Annotated in this window: 17 protein-coding genes; 15 read left to right on the plus strand and 2 right to left on the minus strand. The window is 43.1% G+C overall.

The genetic code is table 11. From position 1 onward, the window contains the following. Positions 1 to 3: 3 nt before the first annotated feature. The 8 genes from K5Q22_RS03205 (at position 4) to K5Q22_RS03240 (ending at position 10,928) form a co-directional block, all read left to right on the plus strand. On the plus strand, positions 4 to 1,104 hold the full coding sequence (locus tag K5Q22_RS03205) for a mannonate dehydratase (protein WP_105134229.1): 1,101 nt from the start codon (positions 4 to 6) through the stop codon (positions 1,102 to 1,104). Position 1,105: 1 nt separating this feature from the next. Next, the gene (locus K5Q22_RS03210; protein ID WP_044668754.1) at positions 1,106 to 1,945 is read left to right on the plus strand and encodes an SDR family oxidoreductase; all 840 of its coding nucleotides are present in this window, start codon (positions 1,106 to 1,108) and stop codon (positions 1,943 to 1,945) included. Further along, a complete protein-coding gene (locus tag K5Q22_RS03215; RefSeq protein ID WP_205013531.1) occupies positions 1,945 to 2,745 on the plus strand; it encodes an HAD family hydrolase in 801 nt (266 codons plus the stop codon). Before K5Q22_RS03210 ends, K5Q22_RS03215 begins: the two co-directional genes overlap by 1 nt. A gap of 48 nt (positions 2,746 to 2,793) precedes the next feature. Then, complete coding sequence (locus K5Q22_RS03220; protein ID WP_205013532.1) at positions 2,794 to 4,584, plus strand: glycoside hydrolase family 3 protein; 1,791 nt, start codon at positions 2,794 to 2,796, stop codon at positions 4,582 to 4,584. A gap of 10 nt (positions 4,585 to 4,594) precedes the next feature. Then, positions 4,595 to 6,319, plus strand: a complete 1,725-nt coding sequence (locus tag K5Q22_RS03225; protein ID WP_205013533.1) for a glycoside hydrolase family 3 protein — start codon at positions 4,595 to 4,597, stop codon at positions 6,317 to 6,319. A gap of 482 nt (positions 6,320 to 6,801) precedes the next feature. Further along, a complete protein-coding gene (pheS, locus tag K5Q22_RS03230; RefSeq protein WP_024400731.1) occupies positions 6,802 to 7,845 on the plus strand; it encodes a phenylalanine--tRNA ligase subunit alpha in 1,044 nt (347 codons plus the stop codon). A 362-nt stretch (positions 7,846 to 8,207) separates the two neighbouring features. Further along, the gene (gene pheT / locus K5Q22_RS03235; protein WP_205013534.1) at positions 8,208 to 10,607 is read left to right on the plus strand and encodes a phenylalanine--tRNA ligase subunit beta; all 2,400 of its coding nucleotides are present in this window, start codon (positions 8,208 to 8,210) and stop codon (positions 10,605 to 10,607) included. 54 nt (positions 10,608 to 10,661) lie between these two features. Further along, positions 10,662 to 10,928, plus strand: a complete 267-nt coding sequence (locus tag K5Q22_RS03240) for a DUF2087 domain-containing protein (RefSeq protein ID WP_172035633.1) — start codon at positions 10,662 to 10,664, stop codon at positions 10,926 to 10,928. A gap of 175 nt (positions 10,929 to 11,103) precedes the next feature. Here the strand turns inward: K5Q22_RS03240 and K5Q22_RS03245 are convergent, their stop codons facing one another. Then, on the minus strand, positions 11,104 to 11,406 hold the full coding sequence (locus K5Q22_RS03245) for a hypothetical protein (protein ID WP_205013535.1): 303 nt from the start codon (positions 11,404 to 11,406) through the stop codon (positions 11,104 to 11,106). 192 nt (positions 11,407 to 11,598) lie between these two features. On the opposite strand from K5Q22_RS03245, the gene K5Q22_RS03250 reads away from it, so the two are divergent. Together K5Q22_RS03250 and K5Q22_RS03255 are read left to right on the plus strand one after the other, a co-directional pair. Continuing rightward, positions 11,599 to 12,342 (plus strand): polyphosphate polymerase domain-containing protein, encoded by a 744-nt coding sequence (locus K5Q22_RS03250; protein ID WP_205013536.1) that lies wholly within the window; start codon positions 11,599 to 11,601, stop codon positions 12,340 to 12,342. Then, entirely contained in the window at positions 12,329 to 13,006 is a 678-nt protein-coding gene (locus tag K5Q22_RS03255; RefSeq protein ID WP_024407416.1) for a DUF4956 domain-containing protein, read from the plus strand. The genes K5Q22_RS03250 and K5Q22_RS03255 overlap by 14 nt, the downstream gene beginning before the upstream one ends. Before the next feature lie 43 nt (positions 13,007 to 13,049). On the opposite strand, the gene K5Q22_RS03260 is transcribed toward K5Q22_RS03255, so the two are convergent. Then, entirely contained in the window at positions 13,050 to 13,532 is a 483-nt protein-coding gene (locus tag K5Q22_RS03260) for an 8-oxo-dGTP diphosphatase (protein WP_105150869.1), read from the minus strand. 166 nt (positions 13,533 to 13,698) lie between these two features. Here K5Q22_RS03260 and folE point away from each other — a divergent pair, with 166 nt between their 5' ends. The 5 genes from folE to K5Q22_RS03285 are packed head-to-tail and all read left to right on the plus strand — an operon-like array spanning position 13,699 to position 17,284. Next, positions 13,699 to 14,262, plus strand: a complete 564-nt coding sequence (folE, locus tag K5Q22_RS03265; RefSeq protein WP_002938082.1) for a GTP cyclohydrolase I FolE — start codon at positions 13,699 to 13,701, stop codon at positions 14,260 to 14,262. 8 nt (positions 14,263 to 14,270) lie between these two features. Continuing rightward, positions 14,271 to 15,083 carry a dihydropteroate synthase gene (gene folP / locus K5Q22_RS03270; protein ID WP_205013537.1) on the plus strand — a complete coding sequence of 271 codons (813 nt, stop codon included), beginning with the start codon at positions 14,271 to 14,273 and terminating at the stop codon, positions 15,081 to 15,083. After that, positions 15,076 to 15,438, plus strand: coding sequence for a dihydroneopterin aldolase (gene folB / locus K5Q22_RS03275; protein WP_012027113.1), 363 nt, complete (start codon positions 15,076 to 15,078; stop codon positions 15,436 to 15,438). Before folP ends, folB begins: the two co-directional genes overlap by 8 nt. Next, entirely contained in the window at positions 15,435 to 15,923 is a 489-nt protein-coding gene (gene folK / locus K5Q22_RS03280; protein ID WP_105212406.1) for a 2-amino-4-hydroxy-6-hydroxymethyldihydropteridine diphosphokinase, read from the plus strand. The genes folB and folK overlap by 4 nt, the downstream gene beginning before the upstream one ends. A gap of 50 nt (positions 15,924 to 15,973) precedes the next feature. Further along, the gene (locus K5Q22_RS03285; RefSeq protein WP_024401192.1) at positions 15,974 to 17,284 is read left to right on the plus strand and encodes a GntP family permease; all 1,311 of its coding nucleotides are present in this window, start codon (positions 15,974 to 15,976) and stop codon (positions 17,282 to 17,284) included. Positions 17,285 to 17,321 lie beyond the last annotated feature (37 nt).

Here is a 17,321-nt window from a genome sequence, read left to right on the forward strand (position 1 = left end):
ATCATGAAAATGTCATTTCGATGGTATGGGAAAAAGGATCCTGTGACACTTGAAGAGATTAGGGCGATTCCTGGTATGCAGGGGATTGTGACTGCTGTCTATGATGTGCCAGTTGGTCAAGCTTGGCCCCTTGAAAACATTCTAGAGCTGAAAAAAATGGTAGAAGAAGCAGGACTTGAAATTACTGTTATTGAATCCATTCCTGTCCATGAAGACATCAAACAAGGGAAGCCAAATCGTGATGCGTTAATCGAAAACTATAAAACGTCCATCCGTAATGTCGGCGCTGCAGGTATTCCAGTTGTATGCTACAATTTCATGCCTGTGTTTGACTGGACCCGTTCAGACTTGCACCATCCACTTCCAGATGGTTCAACTTCTTTAGCTTTCCTCAAGTCTGATTTGGCAGGGGTTGATCCTGTGGCGGATGATTTGAACTTACCGGGTTGGGATTCATCCTATTCCAAGGAAGAAATGAAGGCTATTATCGAAAATTATCGTCAGAATATTTCCGAAGAAGATTTATGGGCGAATTTGGAGTATTTCATCAAAGCGATTATGCCAACGGCTGAGGAGGCTGGCGTCAAAATGGCCATTCATCCTGATGATCCTCCCTACGGAATCTTTGGTTTACCGCGCATCATCACTGGTCAAGAAGCCGTTGAACGATTTTTGAATCTCTATGATTCAGAGCACAATGGAATTACCATGTGTGTCGGATCCTATGCTTCTGATCCGAAAAATGATGTCCTTGCCATGACAGAATATGCTCTCAAACGCAATCGCATCAATTTTATGCATACGCGCAATGTGACGGCAGGTGCTTGGGGCTTCCAAGAAACTGCACATTTGTCACAGGCTGGTGATATTGACATGAACGCTGTTGTTAAATTATTGGTAGACTATGACTGGACTGGTGCCTTGCGTCCAGACCACGGTCGTCGTATCTGGGGAGACCAGACCAAGACACCTGGTTATGGTCTGTATGACCGAGCTCTTGGGGCAACCTACTTTAACGGTCTCTATGAAGCCAATATGCGAGCAGCAGGCAAGACGCCAGATTTTGGAATTACAGTCAAAACAGTTGGAAATAAGGAGAGCTAATATGTCACGTGTTATTGAGTTTAAGGATAAGGTTGTTGTTATTACAGGTGCAGGAGGCGTTCTTTGTGGCTATTTGGCAAAAGAATTTGCAAAGGCAGGTGCAAAGGTTGCGCTTTTGGACTTGAATGAGGCTGCGGCTCAGGTCTTCGTTGATGAAATTGCAGCAGCAGGCGGTGTTGCAAAAGCCTATAAATCTAATGTTCTTTCTAAGGAAAATTTGGAAGAAGTTCGTCAGCAAGTCCTAGCAGATTTTGGTCCTGTAGATATTTTAATCAATGGGGCTGGAGGCAATAATCCCAAAGCGACAACGGACAATGAGTTCCATGAGATTGGGTTGCCAGCTGATACCAAAACTTTCTTTGACTTGGATGAGGCAGGTATCAATTTTGTATTCAATTTGAACTATTTGGGAACCTTATTGCCAACACAGGTCTTTGCACAGGATATGATCGGTCGCTCGGGAGCAAATATTATCAATATTTCCAGCATGAATGCCTTTACTCCTTTGACAAAAATTCCAGCCTATTCAGGTGCCAAAGCTGCTATTAGTAATTTTACCCAATGGTTAGCAGTCCATTTTTCAAAAGTTGGCATCCGCTGTAATGCGATTGCGCCTGGATTCTTGGTTACCAACCAAAACCGTGGTTTGCTATTTGACGAGTCAGGTCAACCGACCGCACGTGCTAACAAGATTTTGACCAATACACCAATGGGACGCTTTGGTGAAGCCGAAGAGTTGGTCGGAGGAGTCTTCTTCTTGGCAGATGAGAATTTGGCAAGTTTTGTCAACGGTGTTGTTTTACCGATTGACGGTGGCTTCTCAGCCTATTCAGGAGTCTGATGATGAAGACGGAATACGTATTTTGTGTGGACTCTGATGGCTGCGCCATGGACACCATGACCTACAAACATAAACTTTTTTTCGGCCCCTTGGCTGCAGATGTTTTTGATGTCAAAGATAAAGAACCGTTTTTAGCTGAATGGAATCGTGTCAATCTGTACTCTCGAGAACGTGGTATTAACCGCTTTGTAGGCTTAGTTAAAGGCCTAGAATTTGCAGGTGTGACTGGTATAGACAACTTGAAAAATTGGGTCGCGACCACAGATTCTTTGTCAAATGCTTCTCTGGAAAGATTGATAGAGGAGCAGCCGTCAAAAGATTTGGAACTCGCTTTAAAATGGTCCACTCAAGTCAATCAAGCCATTAAGCATTATAGCGGTCCTGTTTTAGCCTTCATCGGCGTTCACAAGGGCTTGGAAAAATTGAGCCAGTTAGGAAAAGTCTACGTGGTTTCTTCTGCTAATAAGGAAGCAGTAGAAGAAGAGTGGACAGACCAAGGTTTGATGGACTATGTTACAGAATTGTACTGTCAAGACCGTGGTAAGAAAGAAGATGTCATCAAAGGGTTAATAGAGGAAGGGTATTGTCCTGATAAGATTATGATGATTGGTGACTCGCCTGGTGATTTGAAGGCGGCGGAATTGAACGGTGTCCATTTCTATCCTATTTTAGTAGGACGAGAGATGCAATCTTGGACAGATTTGACAGAAACGATTGCAGATGAATTTGCTCATCAAGCATTCACAGGTGAGAAAGAAACAGAATTGACACAGGCATTTTGGAATAATTTAGACGACTAGAGAGAAGGGCTAGAGGCGCTATGTCCTCTAGCTTTTTTGGAGGCAAACATGACACATTTAGTAGATTTACGGAAGAAACCTTACAGCCTTGATGAAGAGGCTATTTCTTGGATTGAAGAAACCATTGCTCAGATGACCTTAGATGAAAAAATCGGTCATCTCTTTGTCAACATGGGGAGCCAGCGGACGGAAGAATATCTGACTGGAGTATTAAATGATTATAAGATTGCTGCTGTTCGTTATAATCCTGGACCTGCTGCAGATATTTGGGAGCAAAACTATATTTTGCAGACCAAGTCTAAGATTCCCCTTTTGATTGCAGCCAATACTGAATCTGGTGGGAATGGTGCTGTTACGGATGGGACGAAAATTGGGGATGAAATCAAGATTGCTGCGACAGCCGATCCCAGCTATGCTTATGAAATGGGGAAAGTTGCAGGACTTGAAGCAGCTGCGGTAGGCTGCAATGCCTCCTTTGCACCGATTATGGACCTCAGCTGTAATTGGCGCAATCCAATCATTGCAAACCGAACTTGGGGAGCTAATGTAGACCAAGTCATTGAATTATCTAAAGAATACATGCGTGGCATTATGGAACACGGCATTGTGCCGTTTGCTAAGCATTTCCCAGGCGATGGCATTGATGAACGTGACCATCATCTCTCTTTTGCTTCGAATCCCATGACCAAGTCTGAATGGATGGAGACTTTTGGACGGATTTACGGTGAAATGGCTGACGCAGGTCTTCCAGGTATTATGGCGGGACACATTCATTTGCCAAATGTTGAGAAAGAAATGCATCCAGAACGTGAATTGGATGACATGTTGCCAGCTTCGCTGAATAAAACCCTCTTGGATGAATTGCTTCGTGGAGAGTTGGGTTATAATGGAGCCATCGTCACGGATGCCAGTCATATGATTGGTATGACGGCTTCTATGCCGCGTCGTGAGCTATTGCCTACAGCTATTGAGGCAGGATGCGATTTTTTCCTTTTCTTCAATGATCCAGAAGAAGATTTGCAATGGATGAAAGAAGGATTGGAAAATGGTCTGCTTTCTGAGGAACGCCTCCATGATGCCCTTCGTCGTACCTTGGGCTTGAAAGCTAAACTCGGTCTTCACTTGTTTGAAGGTCGTCGTCAGGAAATCATGTTGCCAAAAGAAGAAGCACTGGCTTTGATTGGTAGAGATGGGGCGAAACAGCTTGCCAAAGAAGTAGCTGATAAGGCGATTACCTTGGTAAAAGCCAAACAAGAAGGAATTTTCCCTGTCAATCCAGACCGCTACAAACGTATTTTGTTGGTAGAAGTAGATGGCTATAAGGGTGGTTTTGGCGCCATGATCAATGCTGGCAAGAAGAGAGCAGCCGATACGTTGAAAGAACTATTAGAAGCTCGAGGTCACCAAGTATCTATCTGGGAAAATACAGAAGCACGGATTGCCAAATTGCCAGAAGAAGAAAGACCAGCAGCGATTACAAATGTCTATGCTTCCAAACGTCCTATTGCCGAAATCACAGATAACTATGATTTGATTATCAATTTAGTCGATGTCAACTCAGGAGGGACAACTCAGCGGATTATTTGGCCAGCTGCCAAGGGAACACCAGACCAGCCTTTCTATGTTCACGAAATTCCAACCATTGTTGTCTCCGTTCAGCACCCATTTGCACTTGCAGATATGCCACAGGTTGCAACCTATATCAATGCCTATGATGGCTTGCCTGTCACTTTAGAAGCCTTGGTTGCCAAACTAGCAGGAGAGTCAGCCTTTACAGGGGTATCGCCTGTTGATGCCTACTGTGGTTTGGTAGATACACGTATTTGGCGAGGAAAATAAGGAGGAAATAATGCCTAGATTGGTTGATTTGCAGAAGAAACCCTATTGTTTGGATGAAGAGCAGATTGCTTGGGTGGAAAATACCTTGGGTCATCTGACTGATGAAGAAAAAATCGGTCAATTGTTTGTCAATCTATTCTTCTTCGGAGGAGACGCTTTTAGCGGAAATAATTTGAGTAATCAGGAATTGATGAATCGATACCACATAGGTGGCGCCCGCTATATGAATGGTAGTCCAGAACAGGTACAAGGACTGATTAACGAGTTGCAAAGCTATTCAAAAGTACCTCTCTTGGTTGCAGCGAACTGTGACTCAGGTGGAGATGGAGCTGTGAAAGGAGGAACCTATATTTCCTCAGGTGCTCAATCTGAAGCCAGTCGGGATCCTCGTATTCCCTACCTAGCAGGTCTCGTATCTGCGCGCGAGGAGACTGCATTAGGTGTAAATGTCAATTTTGACCCTTGCGTGGACATTGTTCAGAATTGGCGCAATACTATCGTCAATACCAGAGCCTACGGTACAAATGCTGATGATGTTATTGCCTATACCAGTGCCTATTTGGAAGGATTGACTGCTGAAAGAGATGTGATTCAATGTATCAAGCATTTCCCAGGAGATGGTACAGAAGAACGTGATCAGCACCTAGTCCTCGGTGTCAATGAGCTCTCTCCAGAAGAATGGGACAAGAGTTTTGGTCGTGTCTACCGTCATCATATTGAAGCTGGTGTTGAGATGATTATGGCGGGTCATATAGCCTTGCCCTACTATCAACAAACATTGAATCCAAGTTTGAAGGACGAAGATATTTTGCCTGCAACGCTGGCTCCCGAATTGATTCAAGATTTATTGAAAGAAAAACTGGAATTCAATGGCTTGGTCATAACAGATGCCAGCCATATGTTGGGGATGACAGCAGCGATGCGTCGTGAAGATTATGTCCCAGCAGCCATTGCTGCGGGTTGCGATATGTTCTTATTCTTCAATAACTTAGAAGAAGATTTTGAATTTATGCTCAATGGCTACCGCAAAGGAGTGATTACTGAAGAACGCCTTCATGATGCTCTCCGTCGCATTTTAGGTCTGAAAGCCAAACTCAATCTGCATATCAAGCAAGCAGAAGGAACCTTACTAAAATCAGCTGATGAATTGGCTATTATCGGCTGTGAAGAACACTTGGCTTGGCAACGTGAAGCAGCAGACAAAGCAATTACGCTGTTGAAAGATACACAGAAAAATCTTCCAATCAGTCCAGAAACCCATCGCAGAATCCGTTTATATTACCTAGAAGGCGAAAAAGAAGGGATTATGGCGGCAAGTACAGAAGTGGTTGATAACCTTAAATCTGCCCTAGAGGCGCGTGGTTATGAAGTGACTGTCAATGATGGCACAACTCGAATCAAAGGAAAAACGCTGCAATACCGAGAAGAAGTTGATCTAGTCTTGACTGTTGCCAATGTCATTGGATATGGAGCGCAGAATAATTACCGCATCCAGTGGAAAACAGCCATGTCCAATGAAGTTCCTTGGTATGTACATGAAGTTCCAACCATTTTCGTTTCACTAAACTATACAACTCACCTTCACGATGTTACCATGGTCAAAACTGCTATCAATGCCTACCATCATAATAAAAACACGATCGAATCCCTCCTTGATAAATTAGAAGGAAAAGATGCATTCTATGGTGTGCCAAATGAGAATGTTTGGGCCAATAAATGGCAGGCAAAACTATAAGAACCTGTATCAACAGTTTAGCACTTCCGTCTAAGGCTAGTTTTTTTCAAAATACAGTCAGAATTCCTTCAAAATACTATCTTTATGATCGAAAAACTAGTTCTTATTTAAAATACTTCGCTTGTGAATACATATTCTAAATGTAAACTCCTTTCTATCCTAGATAGAGGGAGTTTTCTAGGAAGATTTCTTGCCAAACTTTCTTATTTTTGATAGAATATTCTTAATTGAATAGAAGTCTGTGAGACTAGTACACCTATGGAAACTGTCCAGGGAGTTGAGCCGTGACTGTAAGCTCAATCAGTGAAAGTTGGTCGAATTCACTCACGCAAGGACTTAGAACCTGTATTCACAGTTCAGCACTTCACTTGTGAATACAGATTCAAAGAAACGAGGTCTGCCTAGCAGATGAAAACGGATGGTACCGCGTGACAACGCTCCGATACGAGTGGTGTCATGCGTTTTTTTTTATTGGAGGAATTATGTCAAACATTGAACAACAGTTGGCTGAATTAAGCCAAACTACACTTGAACAATTAAAAGAAATCCAGCACCAAGGAGAAAAAGAACTACAAGACCTGCGTGTTGCGGTTTTGGGTAAAAAAGGGTCCTTGACTGACCTGTTGAAAGGCTTGAAAGACCTATCTAACGATATGAAACCAATCGTTGGTAAGCAGGTCAATGAAGTACGTGATGTGCTGACAGCTGCTTTTGAAGAAACCGCTCAGAAGGTTGCAGCCGCAAAAATTCAGCAGCAATTAGCGTCAGAAACTATTGATGTGACCTTGCCAGGTCGTCAGGTCAAGGTCGGAAAACGCCATGTCTTGACTCAAACTTCTGAAGAAATCGAAGATATTTTCTTGGGCATGGGCTTCCAAATCGTTGACGGATTTGAAGTGGAAAAAGATTACTACAACTTTGAACGCATGAATTTGCCCAAAGATCACCCAGCTCGTGATATGCAGGATACCTTCTACATCACAGAGGAAATCCTTATGCGGACCCATACGTCGCCTGTTCAGGCACGGACCATGGACCAGCATGATTTCTCAAAAGGTGCTTTGAAGATGATTTCACCAGGCCGTGTTTTCCGTCGTGATACGGACGATGCGACCCACAGCCACCAGTTCCACCAGATTGAAGGCTTGGTTGTCGGTGAAAATGTATCCATGGGTGATCTCAAAGGTACGCTTGAAATGATCATCAAGAAAATGTTTGGTGAAGAGCGTCAAATTCGTCTCCGTCCGTCTTACTTCCCATTCACAGAGCCATCTGTTGAGGTGGATGTTTCTTGCTTCAAGTGTGGTGGTGACGGCTGTAACGTATGTAAGAAAACAGGCTGGATTGAAATCCTCGGTGCCGGCATGGTCCACCCACAAGTATTGGAAATGAGTGGGATTGACTCAACCAAGTACTCTGGCTTTGCCTTCGGTCTTGGTCAGGAACGCATTGCCATGCTCCGCTACGGTATCAACGATATTCGTGGATTCTATCAAGGCGATGTACGATTCTCGGAGCAATTTTAACGTAGCACTACTTAAGGCTGACAAAGTCAGCTCTTAAGTAGACGGGAATCGCTATTCTGCGACTTCCCTAGCTACCTTACTAGGATTTCAAGCAAAAGATATCGTTTTGCTTGAAATCCGTCGTAATCTGATAAAGTTAGTAAATTGTTGTTTGAGAGAAACGGTAGCCGCTATAGCGGTCTACCTACTCCCCTCACTAGTTCTAAGGTTGAAAAAGTATCGTTTTCAACCTTAGAACGTCGTAATCCGATAAAGTTAGTAGATTGAGAGAAGCGGTAGCTGTTCTAGCGGTCTACCTACTCTTCTCACTAGGTTTACAGTTGAAAAGTAGTGTTTTCTAAAAAAATAAAGAAAGAAAAGTTATGTTAGTAAGTTACAAATGGTTAAAAGAACTCGTTGACTTTGATGCGACAAGCCATGACTTGTCTGAAAAAATGTCAACAACAGGGATTGAGGTAGAAGGGGTTGAGCAAAAGAGTGCTGGTCTTTCTAAGTTGGTTGTGGGTCAGGTTGTGTCTGCTGAGCCAATTCCTGATACCCACCTCAACATCTGCCAGGTCAATGTCGGTGAGGAAGTTACGCAAATCGTTTGCGGTGCCCCAAATGTCAAGCCAGGCATCAAGGTGATCGTCGCTCTGCCAGGAGCTCGTATCGCTGGAAACTACAAGATTAAGAAAGGCAAAATCCGCGGCGTTGAGTCCTTGGGGATGCTCTGCTCATTGAGCGAAATCGGCGTGTCCGACTCTGTGGTACCAAAAGTATATGCGGACGGAATCTACCACCTGCCTGAAGATGCAGTCGTAGGTGAGCCAGTCTTTTCATACCTTGACCTCGACGACGAGATTATCGAGCTGTCTATCACGCCAAACCGTGCCGACGCCCTCTCTATGCGTGGCGTGGCTCACGAAGTGGCAGCTATCTATGACAGCAAGGTCAACTTCAAGCCAGTGACCTTGGAGGAAAGCGACAAGAAGGCCAGCGATGTGATTGAAGTGGCCATTGAGTCAGACAAGGTGACTGCCTACACAGCCCGTGTCATAGAAAATGTGACTATCGCACCGAGCCCACAGTGGTTGCAAAACCTGCTCATGAACGCAGGTATCCGCCCACTCAACAACGTGGTGGACATCACTAACTACATCTTGCTCTACTTCGGTCAGCCAATGCATGCCTTTGACTTTGACAAGTTTGACGGTAAGAAAATCGTAGCTCGTCAGGCAAAAGAGGGGGAAAACTTGGTAACTCTTGACGGCGAAGAGCGTGACTTGATTACTGATGACATCGTCATTTCCGTTGCGGACAAGGCAGTTGCCCTCAGTGGTGTCATGGGTGGTGCCAACACAGAAATTGACAACAACTCTAAGACGGTTGTGCTGGAAGCTGCCCTCTTTGACGGTAAGTCTATCCGCAAGACCTCTGGTCGCCTCAACCTTCGCTCTGAGTCCTCTTCTCGCTTTGAAAAAGGCATCAACGTGGCAACCTTGACGGAGGCCATGGACACAGCAGCTGCTATGATTGCGGAGCTGGCTGGTGGTCAGGTCTTGTCTGGTATCGTTTCTGCGGGTAGCGTGGACACATCAGATGTCCCAGTCACAGCGACTATTGATTACGTTAACCGCTCGCTCGGGACCAATCTGGACTATGCCCAAATCGCAGACATTTTCCGTCGTTTAGGTATGGAAACAACTGGCGATGCAAGTCAGTTTACAGTAGCAGTGCCGCGTCGTCGTTGGGACATTCGCATTCCAGCAGACTTGGTAGAGGAAATCGCTCGTATCTATGGCTATAATAATCTACCGACCACTCTTCCGAAAGAGGACGGAACAGCAGGTGAGTTGACCCTGACCCAGAAAATCCGTCGCCAAGTGCGTAGCCTGGCAGAAGGTGCAGGCCTGACAGAAATCATTTCCTATGCCTTGACAACACCTGAAAAGGCTGTGGAGTTTGCGGCTCGTCCAACCACAGTCACCGAACTCATGTGGCCAATGACCGTTGACCGCTCTGCCCTTCGTCAGAATATGGTGTCTGGTATGCTGGAAACAGTGGCCTACAACGTGGCTCGTAAGAATAAGAACTTGGCCCTCTACGAAATCGGAAAAATCTTTGAACAGTCTGGCAATCCAAAAGAGGACCTGCCACAAGAAATCAATAAATTTGCCCTTGTCTTGACAGGTTTGGTGGCTGAGAAAGACTTCCAGACACCAGCAGTATCCGTTGATTTCTTCCATGCTAAAGGTATTTTGGAAGCTATCTTTGGTCATTATAAGTTGGCAGTTGACTTTGTGGCAACCAGTGAGATTGCTGCCCTGCACCCTGGTCGTACAGCTGAAATCCATTTGAATGGAGTAGTTATCGGCTTTGTCGGGCAGGTACATCCTCAAACGGCTAAGGACTACGGTATTCCTGAGACTTATGTGGCTGAAATCAATCTGGATGCGATTGAAGAAGCTCTCCAGCCTGCTCAGCCATTTACGGAAATCTCCAAATTCCCAGCGGTTAGCCGTGATATTGCCCTGCTTTTGAGCAGCGATGTCAAACATCAGGATGTCCTGGATGCCATTGCTGGTGCTGGCGTGAAACGCTTGACCAAGGTGACCCTTTTTGACGTCTATGCAGGCAGCAATATCGAGGCTGGTAAGAAGTCTATGGCTTATAACCTGACCTTCCAAAATCCTGCGGACAGCCTGACGGATGAAGAAGTGGCGAAGTATATGGAGAAAATCAGTAAGTCGCTCGAAGCACTTGGTGCTGAGATTCGTTAATTTGTAGATCTTATCAAATCCTAGTCTGCGGGCTAGGATTTTTGGGAGGGAGATATGAGTACTCAAGACATTCAAGAAAAATTTTTCCGAGATGGGAAATTGCTTGTCATTCCGAAAAAGCTGAAAAGTAAGCAGGTCTTGTTTGCTTATTTACAAGAAGAATTAGCTAAGAAAGGCTCAACATTCACCGAAAAAGAAGTCAATGCCTTCCTAGCTGAGTGTTATGATGACTATGCTATATTGAGACGCTACTTGGTGGATTATGGCTACTTATCGCGTGACCAGTATGGTTTGGAATACAGGATAGAAGAAAAGAGATGATTGCGGTCATCTCTTTTGTCTTATACTCTTCGAAAATCAAAATTATCCGTTGTCAAGAGCCTTGATGAGTGAAAAGCTCCAGTGGAGGTTTTCAGCCTGTTACCTTTCAATAAAAAAGTAACAGAGTTCTATCTTCGCCTTCGTTTCCTAGGCTACTTTTGATTTTCATTGAGTATTACAAAATAAAAGGTTCAATCTTCAACTCTATCTGTTTGCCATACTTGGCTAGTAAATCGTCTGCCAGGGGATGATAGAGTGCTCTTAGTTGTTCAATCTTGTCAGGGAATTGCTTGCCAATGTAGTCAAACTTGCATTCGATGGTTAAGAAAAGTTGGTGGAAGAGTTCGTTAATTTGGTTCAATCGGGCAATCATTTCTTCGTCTTCTTTGAGAAAATCAGGAATTTCTGAGCGATTGTTGACAAAACCGTCGATGAGTTTTACGGGGAAAGAGCCGTATTCTAGGACAAATTCGTACATGGGTTTCTCCTTGCCTTACTATTGATAGGACTATTGTAGCATAGATTAGAATGTGACAAAAGAATTTCAACTTTATTGCAGTTTAAGTTTTGTTTAATTTTATTTTCAGTTTCATTTAAAGCTTGGTCGGTAAACTATATCTTGTAAACAAGACAGGGACCTGTCAAAATTTAGGATAGAAGAGGCACAATAATGAAAACAAGAATCGTACAAAAGCAGTTTAAGCGTAAAGAGACTAAATATATCGTTGATAAAAAAACTTTTGAACTTTTAGAAAAGGAACTTCGTCAGTACATGATGGCAGATGAATTTGCGACATCAACGATTACCAATATCTACTTTGATAATGAAGATTTTGATATGATTCAAGATTCACTTGCCAAAAAGAATGGACGTGAGAAAATTCGTATGCGTGTCTATGATGCGACACCATCTGAATCGAGTCAAGCCTTTCTTGAAATCAAGAAAAAAGAAAATAAAATTGGCTATAAATACCGTTTAACTTCAAACCCTGTTTCTGTAACAAATTATATCGAAAATGGAGTGATTGATTCTACAATCAAGGATGATAAGGTAACCACAGAACTCGAAATGTTGAGAGAACGCTACGGGACTATTAAGCCGAAGATGTATATCTACTACGATCGCGTATCCTATAAAGGAATCGAAGACAAAAAAGTTCGTCTCACAATCGATAAGAACTTACTGTATCGAGACTACGATGTGGATGCAATGGAAGGTAAATTTGGTAAGAACCTATTAGACCCAACCAAAGTAATCATGGAAGTAAAAGTTCCAGAAGAGCGACCAGAATGGTTAGTAGCCTTGCTTGAAAAATACCAGATCGAAAAACAATCATTTTCAAAATATGGCAATGCCTATAAGCTTGCCCACAACATCCCTGGAGAGGAAGTAAGCCAACATGCAGCTGTTTAATAGTATCTTTTCAACGGCCAATAGCAATATTACCTTAGCGCAGATGTCCATGGTTTTTGGAGTTAGTCTATCCATGGGGGTACTCTTAGCGGCTGTTTATAAATATAAATCTAATTATACAAAGGAATTTGTCATCACACTAAGTTTAATGCCAGCTTTGATTGCTGTTATCATTGCATTAGTTAATGGTAACTTGGGAGCGGGTGTTGCGGTAGCAGGGACTTTCAGTCTAATTAAATTCCGCTCAGCAGCAGGTTCTTCGAAGGAAATGCTTGCAGTCCTCTTAGCGATGGCTATCGGTCTAGCGACAGGAATGGGTTTCCTAGGTTTGGCTGTCTTTATGACGGTCATCTTATCTGCTTGTATCTTGATTTTTGAGAACATTAGCTTTGCTCAAGTCAATCAAAATCGTCGTCATCTCTTGGTAACAGTGCCAATGAATTTTGACTATGATCAATTTTTTGAAAATCAATTTGGTAAATCTTGCAAGCAAGCCGACTTAATTTCCCTCAAGTACAAAAAGAAAAAAGAAGCGCTGATTTTAGAATATCAAGTTCTCCTCGATAAAAAAATTACAGATAAACGTTTGGTAGATACAGTATTGTCAGCTGGTCCCTTGGATGTCGTATTGAACAAGCAAATGCCTAAGAAAAAATTCTTATAACGAAAATAAGCCTTGAAAACCAAGGCTTTTTCTATTTATAGGATTACTCCTCATAAAAATCAACGCTGTAATCCAGCAGTTTGTCCCCATCATAGCGAAAGCATGCAGAGAAGAAGGGACGGTTTTCCAAGAGCCATGCTTGAAAATGGCGATCGCCTTCCCAAGTTGGTTTGGAGAGCACTTGGTCATAAGGAACCCATTCTAAATCGCCTTCGTTGCAATCAATCAAACTTCCTTCAAAACCAGTTATCTTAAAGACATAGGTGTACCAGTCTGTATTTGGAGTAAAGTCTGGGAAGGTTATCACTCCTTTTAGAGCATGCTTTGTTACAGTAAGCCCAGTTTCCTCAAAGACTTCTCGAATGGCACAAGCCTGTGGTGTTTCGCCAGGTTCTAGTTTACCACCAACTCCAATCCATTTTCCTTGATGGACATCGTTTTCTTTCTTGTTTCGATGAAGGAGAAGAAATTCCTTACCATTATCAATGTAGCAAATCGTAGCAAGTTGGACAGGTTTTTTGGTCATAAAGGCTCCTTGTAGTTGATTTATCCTATTATACCACAAAGGTGGTAGTAGGGACACCTGCATGGTGCTCTGGTAGGGGACAGTTTTGGGATCAGAATACTGAAAGCCCTTTTCTGAAAACAGTTTTTGAGGTATAATAAGAACATCAAACTATTTAGGATGCACTATGTCAAAACAAGAACAAATCGAACAAACAATTTATCAATTATTGGAATTATTGGGTGAGGACCCGAATCGTGAAGGTTTATTAGATACGCCTAAACGGGTCGCTAAGATGTATTTAGAAATGTTTAACGGCCTAGAAGAGGATCCCAAAGACCAATTTACAGCTGTCTTTTCAGAGGGACATGAAGAGGTTGTTTTGGTAAAGGATATTCCTTTTCATTCTATGTGTGAACACCATCTTGTCCCATTTTATGGTATTGCACATGTAGCCTATATTCCGAGTAAAGGGCGTGTGACAGGTCTTAGTAAATTGGCGCGTGCAGTGGAGGTGGCGAGCCGTCGTCCTCAATTGCAGGAGCGCTTAACTCATCAAGTGGCTCATGCACTTCAAGATGCCCTTGAACCAGAAGGTGTTTTTGTCATGGTAGAAGCAGAGCACATGTGCATGAGTATGCGTGGGATTCGCAAGCCAGGTAGCAAGACAGTGACTACAGTTGCCCTTGGCAAATACAAGGAAGATGCCATCTTGCGCCGTGAACTCTTGTCCATGATTCACAATAAATAGGAGGTTATATGTCAATCGAACAGTTAGCGAATCAAGTAACCATTATGGGGATTCTCAATGTGACGCCAGATTCATTTTCAGATGGTGGTCACTATAATGAGGTGGAGTCTGCCTTGGTACAAGTAGAAAAGTTGTTGACTGAGGGTGCTACCGTCATTGATGTTGGTGGTGAGTCCACTCGTCCAGGTGCAACATTTGTGTCTGAAGAAGAAGAAATCGCACGAGTGGTTCCAATTATTCGTGCAATCAAAGAAAACTACGATTGTTTGGTCAGCATCGATACCTATAAAACAGGCACAGCGCGTGCAGCCTTGGAAGCAGGCGCAGATATTTTAAATGATGTCTGGGCAGGACTTTATGATGGAGATATGTTAGCCCTGGCTGCGGAGTATAAGGTACCAATTATTCTCATGCACAACCAGAAAGAAGAAAGCTATGCGGATATTGTTGGAGAGGTCAAAAACTTTCTAGCCGAGCGTGCCCAAGCAGCACTTGATGCTGGTGTTTCCGCAGACCGGATTTGGTTAGACCCAGGATTTGGTTTTTCAAAAAATGTCCAACATAATCTGGACCTTTTGCAAGGTCTGGAACAGATTACTGCTCTTGGTTACCCTGTTCTATTTGGAATATCTCGTAAGCGCGTGGTAGATTATCTGCTTGGTGGAAATAGCTTACCGACTGACCGCGATCAAGCAACGGCAGCCTTGTCTGCCTGGGCAGTCCAAAAAGGCTGTAAAATGGTCCGTGTTCACAATGTCGCTGCCAACCGTGACATCGTTAAAGTTTGGGACCAATTGACTTCTGGAGGTCAACATGGATAAGATTTCTCTTAATAAATGTCGTTTTTACGGCTACCATGGTGCCTTCAAAGAAGAACAAGTTCTCGGTCAAATTTTCACAGTTGACTGTGATTTGTTTGTTGACCTGACAGCAGCTTCACAAACTGACAATTTAGAAGACACAGTTCACTACGGTATGGTCTTTGAAACCATTAAAGCAGTTGTGGAAGGCAAGCCCTACATCCTTATAGAAAAGGTAGCAGGTGTTATTTGTCAGGAGATTTTTGATCAATTTCCAAAGGTGGAGAAGATTCGCTTGGCCATTTACAAGGAAAATCCGCCCATTGCTGGACACTATGATTCTGTCGGAATTGAATTGGAGCGTGAACGACCATGAAGCATATAGCCTATCTCAGTATCGGAGGGAACATGGGCAATCGGCAAGCCTATTTACAGGCAGCCCTAGACAAATTAGCCAGTCATCCAGGTTGCCAGCTTGGCTTAGTTTCCAACATTTATGAAACTCCAGCTTGGGGTAAGACAGATCAGGCTGATTTCCTCAATCTAGCTTGTCAAGTGTATACTGATTTATCTGCTCAGGATTTTCTAAGCGTTTGCCAGAACATCGAACAAGAGTTGGACCGAGTACGGATTGAAAAATGGGGACAACGGACCATTGATTTGGATATTATTTTTTGGGATGAGGAGAAGATTCAAGAAGAGAATCTGATTGTTCCCCATCCCTACGCCCATGAAAGAGCATTTGTTCTCAAACCTCTTGCTGAGATTGCTTCTGATTACCGTCACCCAATTTTGAAAAAAGTGGTATCGGACTTACTTGCAGAACTAGGGGAACAAAAAGATATAAAAATTTTCAAATAGTTGCCTCTGATACTAGGTTTATTAGGGGATAGAATAGATAAAGGAGTTTTATGACAATTTTAGCAACTTTAGGGGTTTTATTGGCTATTGTAGCCATTATTTATTGGACATCAAAAAATTTACATGTTATCATTGCGGCACCACTAGCTAGTTTAATCATCATTCTGACCAATCAGATGAATGTTTTGGAAGTTATGTTGGGCAAAGAGCAGTCTTATATGGCGGGCTTAGCAGGTTTTTTGATTAATAATTTTGCCATCTTTATGTTGGGGTCTATCTTGGCACGTTATATGGAGGCAAGTGGAGCTACGCAGACGATTGCCAATAGCATTTTGAAAGTAATGGGAAAAGATAGTCCCTATAAGGGCTTGTTAGCCATCACTTTGATTGCTTCCATTCTGACCTATGGTGGTGTGAGTATTTTTGTAGTCATTTTTACCTTGCTTCCCCTTTCACGCCCCCTCTTTAAAGAGTTGAATATCAACTGGGCACTTTTTCCGATTCCTGTCTTTTTGGGAGCAGGTACCTATACGATGACAACTCTTCCTGGGGCACCTTCCATCCAGAATGTCATTCCGACAAAAGTTTTGGGAACTAGCTTGACCGCGGCACCCGTTATCAGTTTGGCAGCCAGCTTGACGCTATTAATATTTGGCTTGCTCTACATGGCCTACTGCCTCAAGAAAAGTCTAGCAAATGGAGAGACGTATACGGAAGAAGAGGATGAAGCTGCAGTAGTGGTAGCTGATAAGACACCAAATCTATTTTTATCAGTCTTGCCTCTATTCAGTCTTATTGGGACGATTTTCCTAATGAGTAAAACTCCGAATGTCCTAGCAATTGGCTTGCTGGTTTCTATCCTTCTATCAGCCTTGATTTTTTATCCATATCTGCCAAATCAAAAAGAAATTTTGAATGCTGCGACAACAGCATCTATAGTGCCTGCTTTTGCAACTTCTAGTACCGTAGCATTTGGGACGGTGTTAACCTTGTCAGCAGGTTTTGCAGTCATTCAAGAATGGATTCAACAAATACCAGGATCACCGCTGATCAGTTTATCTGTTTCGACAGCATTGGTTAGTGGTATTATCGGTTCATCTTCTGGTGCGGTAGGTATTGCTTCAAGTAATTTCCTCCCTGCCTATTTGGAAATGGGGATTAATCCAGAGTTGCTGCATCGTGTAGTAGTTGTTGCATCAGCTATCTTGACAGTTGTGCCTCAGTCTGGTGTGATGATTACCTTCCACAATCTTTCGAAATTAAGTATGAAACGAGGACTCAAGTATTCGTTTATCCTAGTGACAGTTGGGCATTTGTTAGCCTTACTTGTGATTTTACTGTTGGCACCTTTGCTATATTAGGATTGATTAACGAACAAATAAAAGCCCTGCCAAATGG

This window comes from Streptococcus sp. 2018162 (genome assembly GCF_019754175.1).
Taxonomy (GTDB): domain Bacteria; phylum Bacillota; class Bacilli; order Lactobacillales; family Streptococcaceae; genus Streptococcus; species Streptococcus hashimotonensis.

Bases quoted from the DNA above. Each gene is read 5' to 3' on its own strand.
- folK (WP_105212406.1), top strand. From the start codon at position 15,435: ATGAAGCATATAGCCTATCTCAGTATCGGAGGGAACATGGGCAATCGG.
- K5Q22_RS03205 (WP_105134229.1), top strand. From the start codon at position 4: ATGAAAATGTCATTTCGATGGTATGGGAAAAAGGATCCTGTGACACTT.
- folB (WP_012027113.1), top strand. From the start codon at position 15,076: ATGGATAAGATTTCTCTTAATAAATGTCGTTTTTACGGCTACCATGGT.
- pheS (WP_024400731.1), top strand. From the start codon at position 6,802: ATGTCAAACATTGAACAACAGTTGGCTGAATTAAGCCAAACTACACTT.
- K5Q22_RS03255 (WP_024407416.1), top strand. From the start codon at position 12,329: ATGCAGCTGTTTAATAGTATCTTTTCAACGGCCAATAGCAATATTACC.
- K5Q22_RS03225 (WP_205013533.1), top strand. From the start codon at position 4,595: ATGCCTAGATTGGTTGATTTGCAGAAGAAACCCTATTGTTTGGATGAA.
- K5Q22_RS03245 (WP_205013535.1), bottom strand. From the start codon at position 11,406: ATGTACGAATTTGTCCTAGAATACGGCTCTTTCCCCGTAAAACTCATC.
- K5Q22_RS03210 (WP_044668754.1), top strand. From the start codon at position 1,106: ATGTCACGTGTTATTGAGTTTAAGGATAAGGTTGTTGTTATTACAGGT.
- pheT (WP_205013534.1), top strand. From the start codon at position 8,208: ATGTTAGTAAGTTACAAATGGTTAAAAGAACTCGTTGACTTTGATGCG.
- K5Q22_RS03215 (WP_205013531.1), top strand. From the start codon at position 1,945: ATGATGAAGACGGAATACGTATTTTGTGTGGACTCTGATGGCTGCGCC.
- K5Q22_RS03220 (WP_205013532.1), top strand. From the start codon at position 2,794: ATGACACATTTAGTAGATTTACGGAAGAAACCTTACAGCCTTGATGAA.
- K5Q22_RS03285 (WP_024401192.1), top strand. From the start codon at position 15,974: ATGACAATTTTAGCAACTTTAGGGGTTTTATTGGCTATTGTAGCCATT.
- K5Q22_RS03260 (WP_105150869.1), bottom strand. From the start codon at position 13,532: ATGACCAAAAAACCTGTCCAACTTGCTACGATTTGCTACATTGATAAT.
- folP (WP_205013537.1), top strand. From the start codon at position 14,271: ATGTCAATCGAACAGTTAGCGAATCAAGTAACCATTATGGGGATTCTC.
- K5Q22_RS03250 (WP_205013536.1), top strand. From the start codon at position 11,599: ATGAAAACAAGAATCGTACAAAAGCAGTTTAAGCGTAAAGAGACTAAA.
- folE (WP_002938082.1), top strand. From the start codon at position 13,699: ATGTCAAAACAAGAACAAATCGAACAAACAATTTATCAATTATTGGAA.
- K5Q22_RS03240 (WP_172035633.1), top strand. From the start codon at position 10,662: ATGAGTACTCAAGACATTCAAGAAAAATTTTTCCGAGATGGGAAATTG.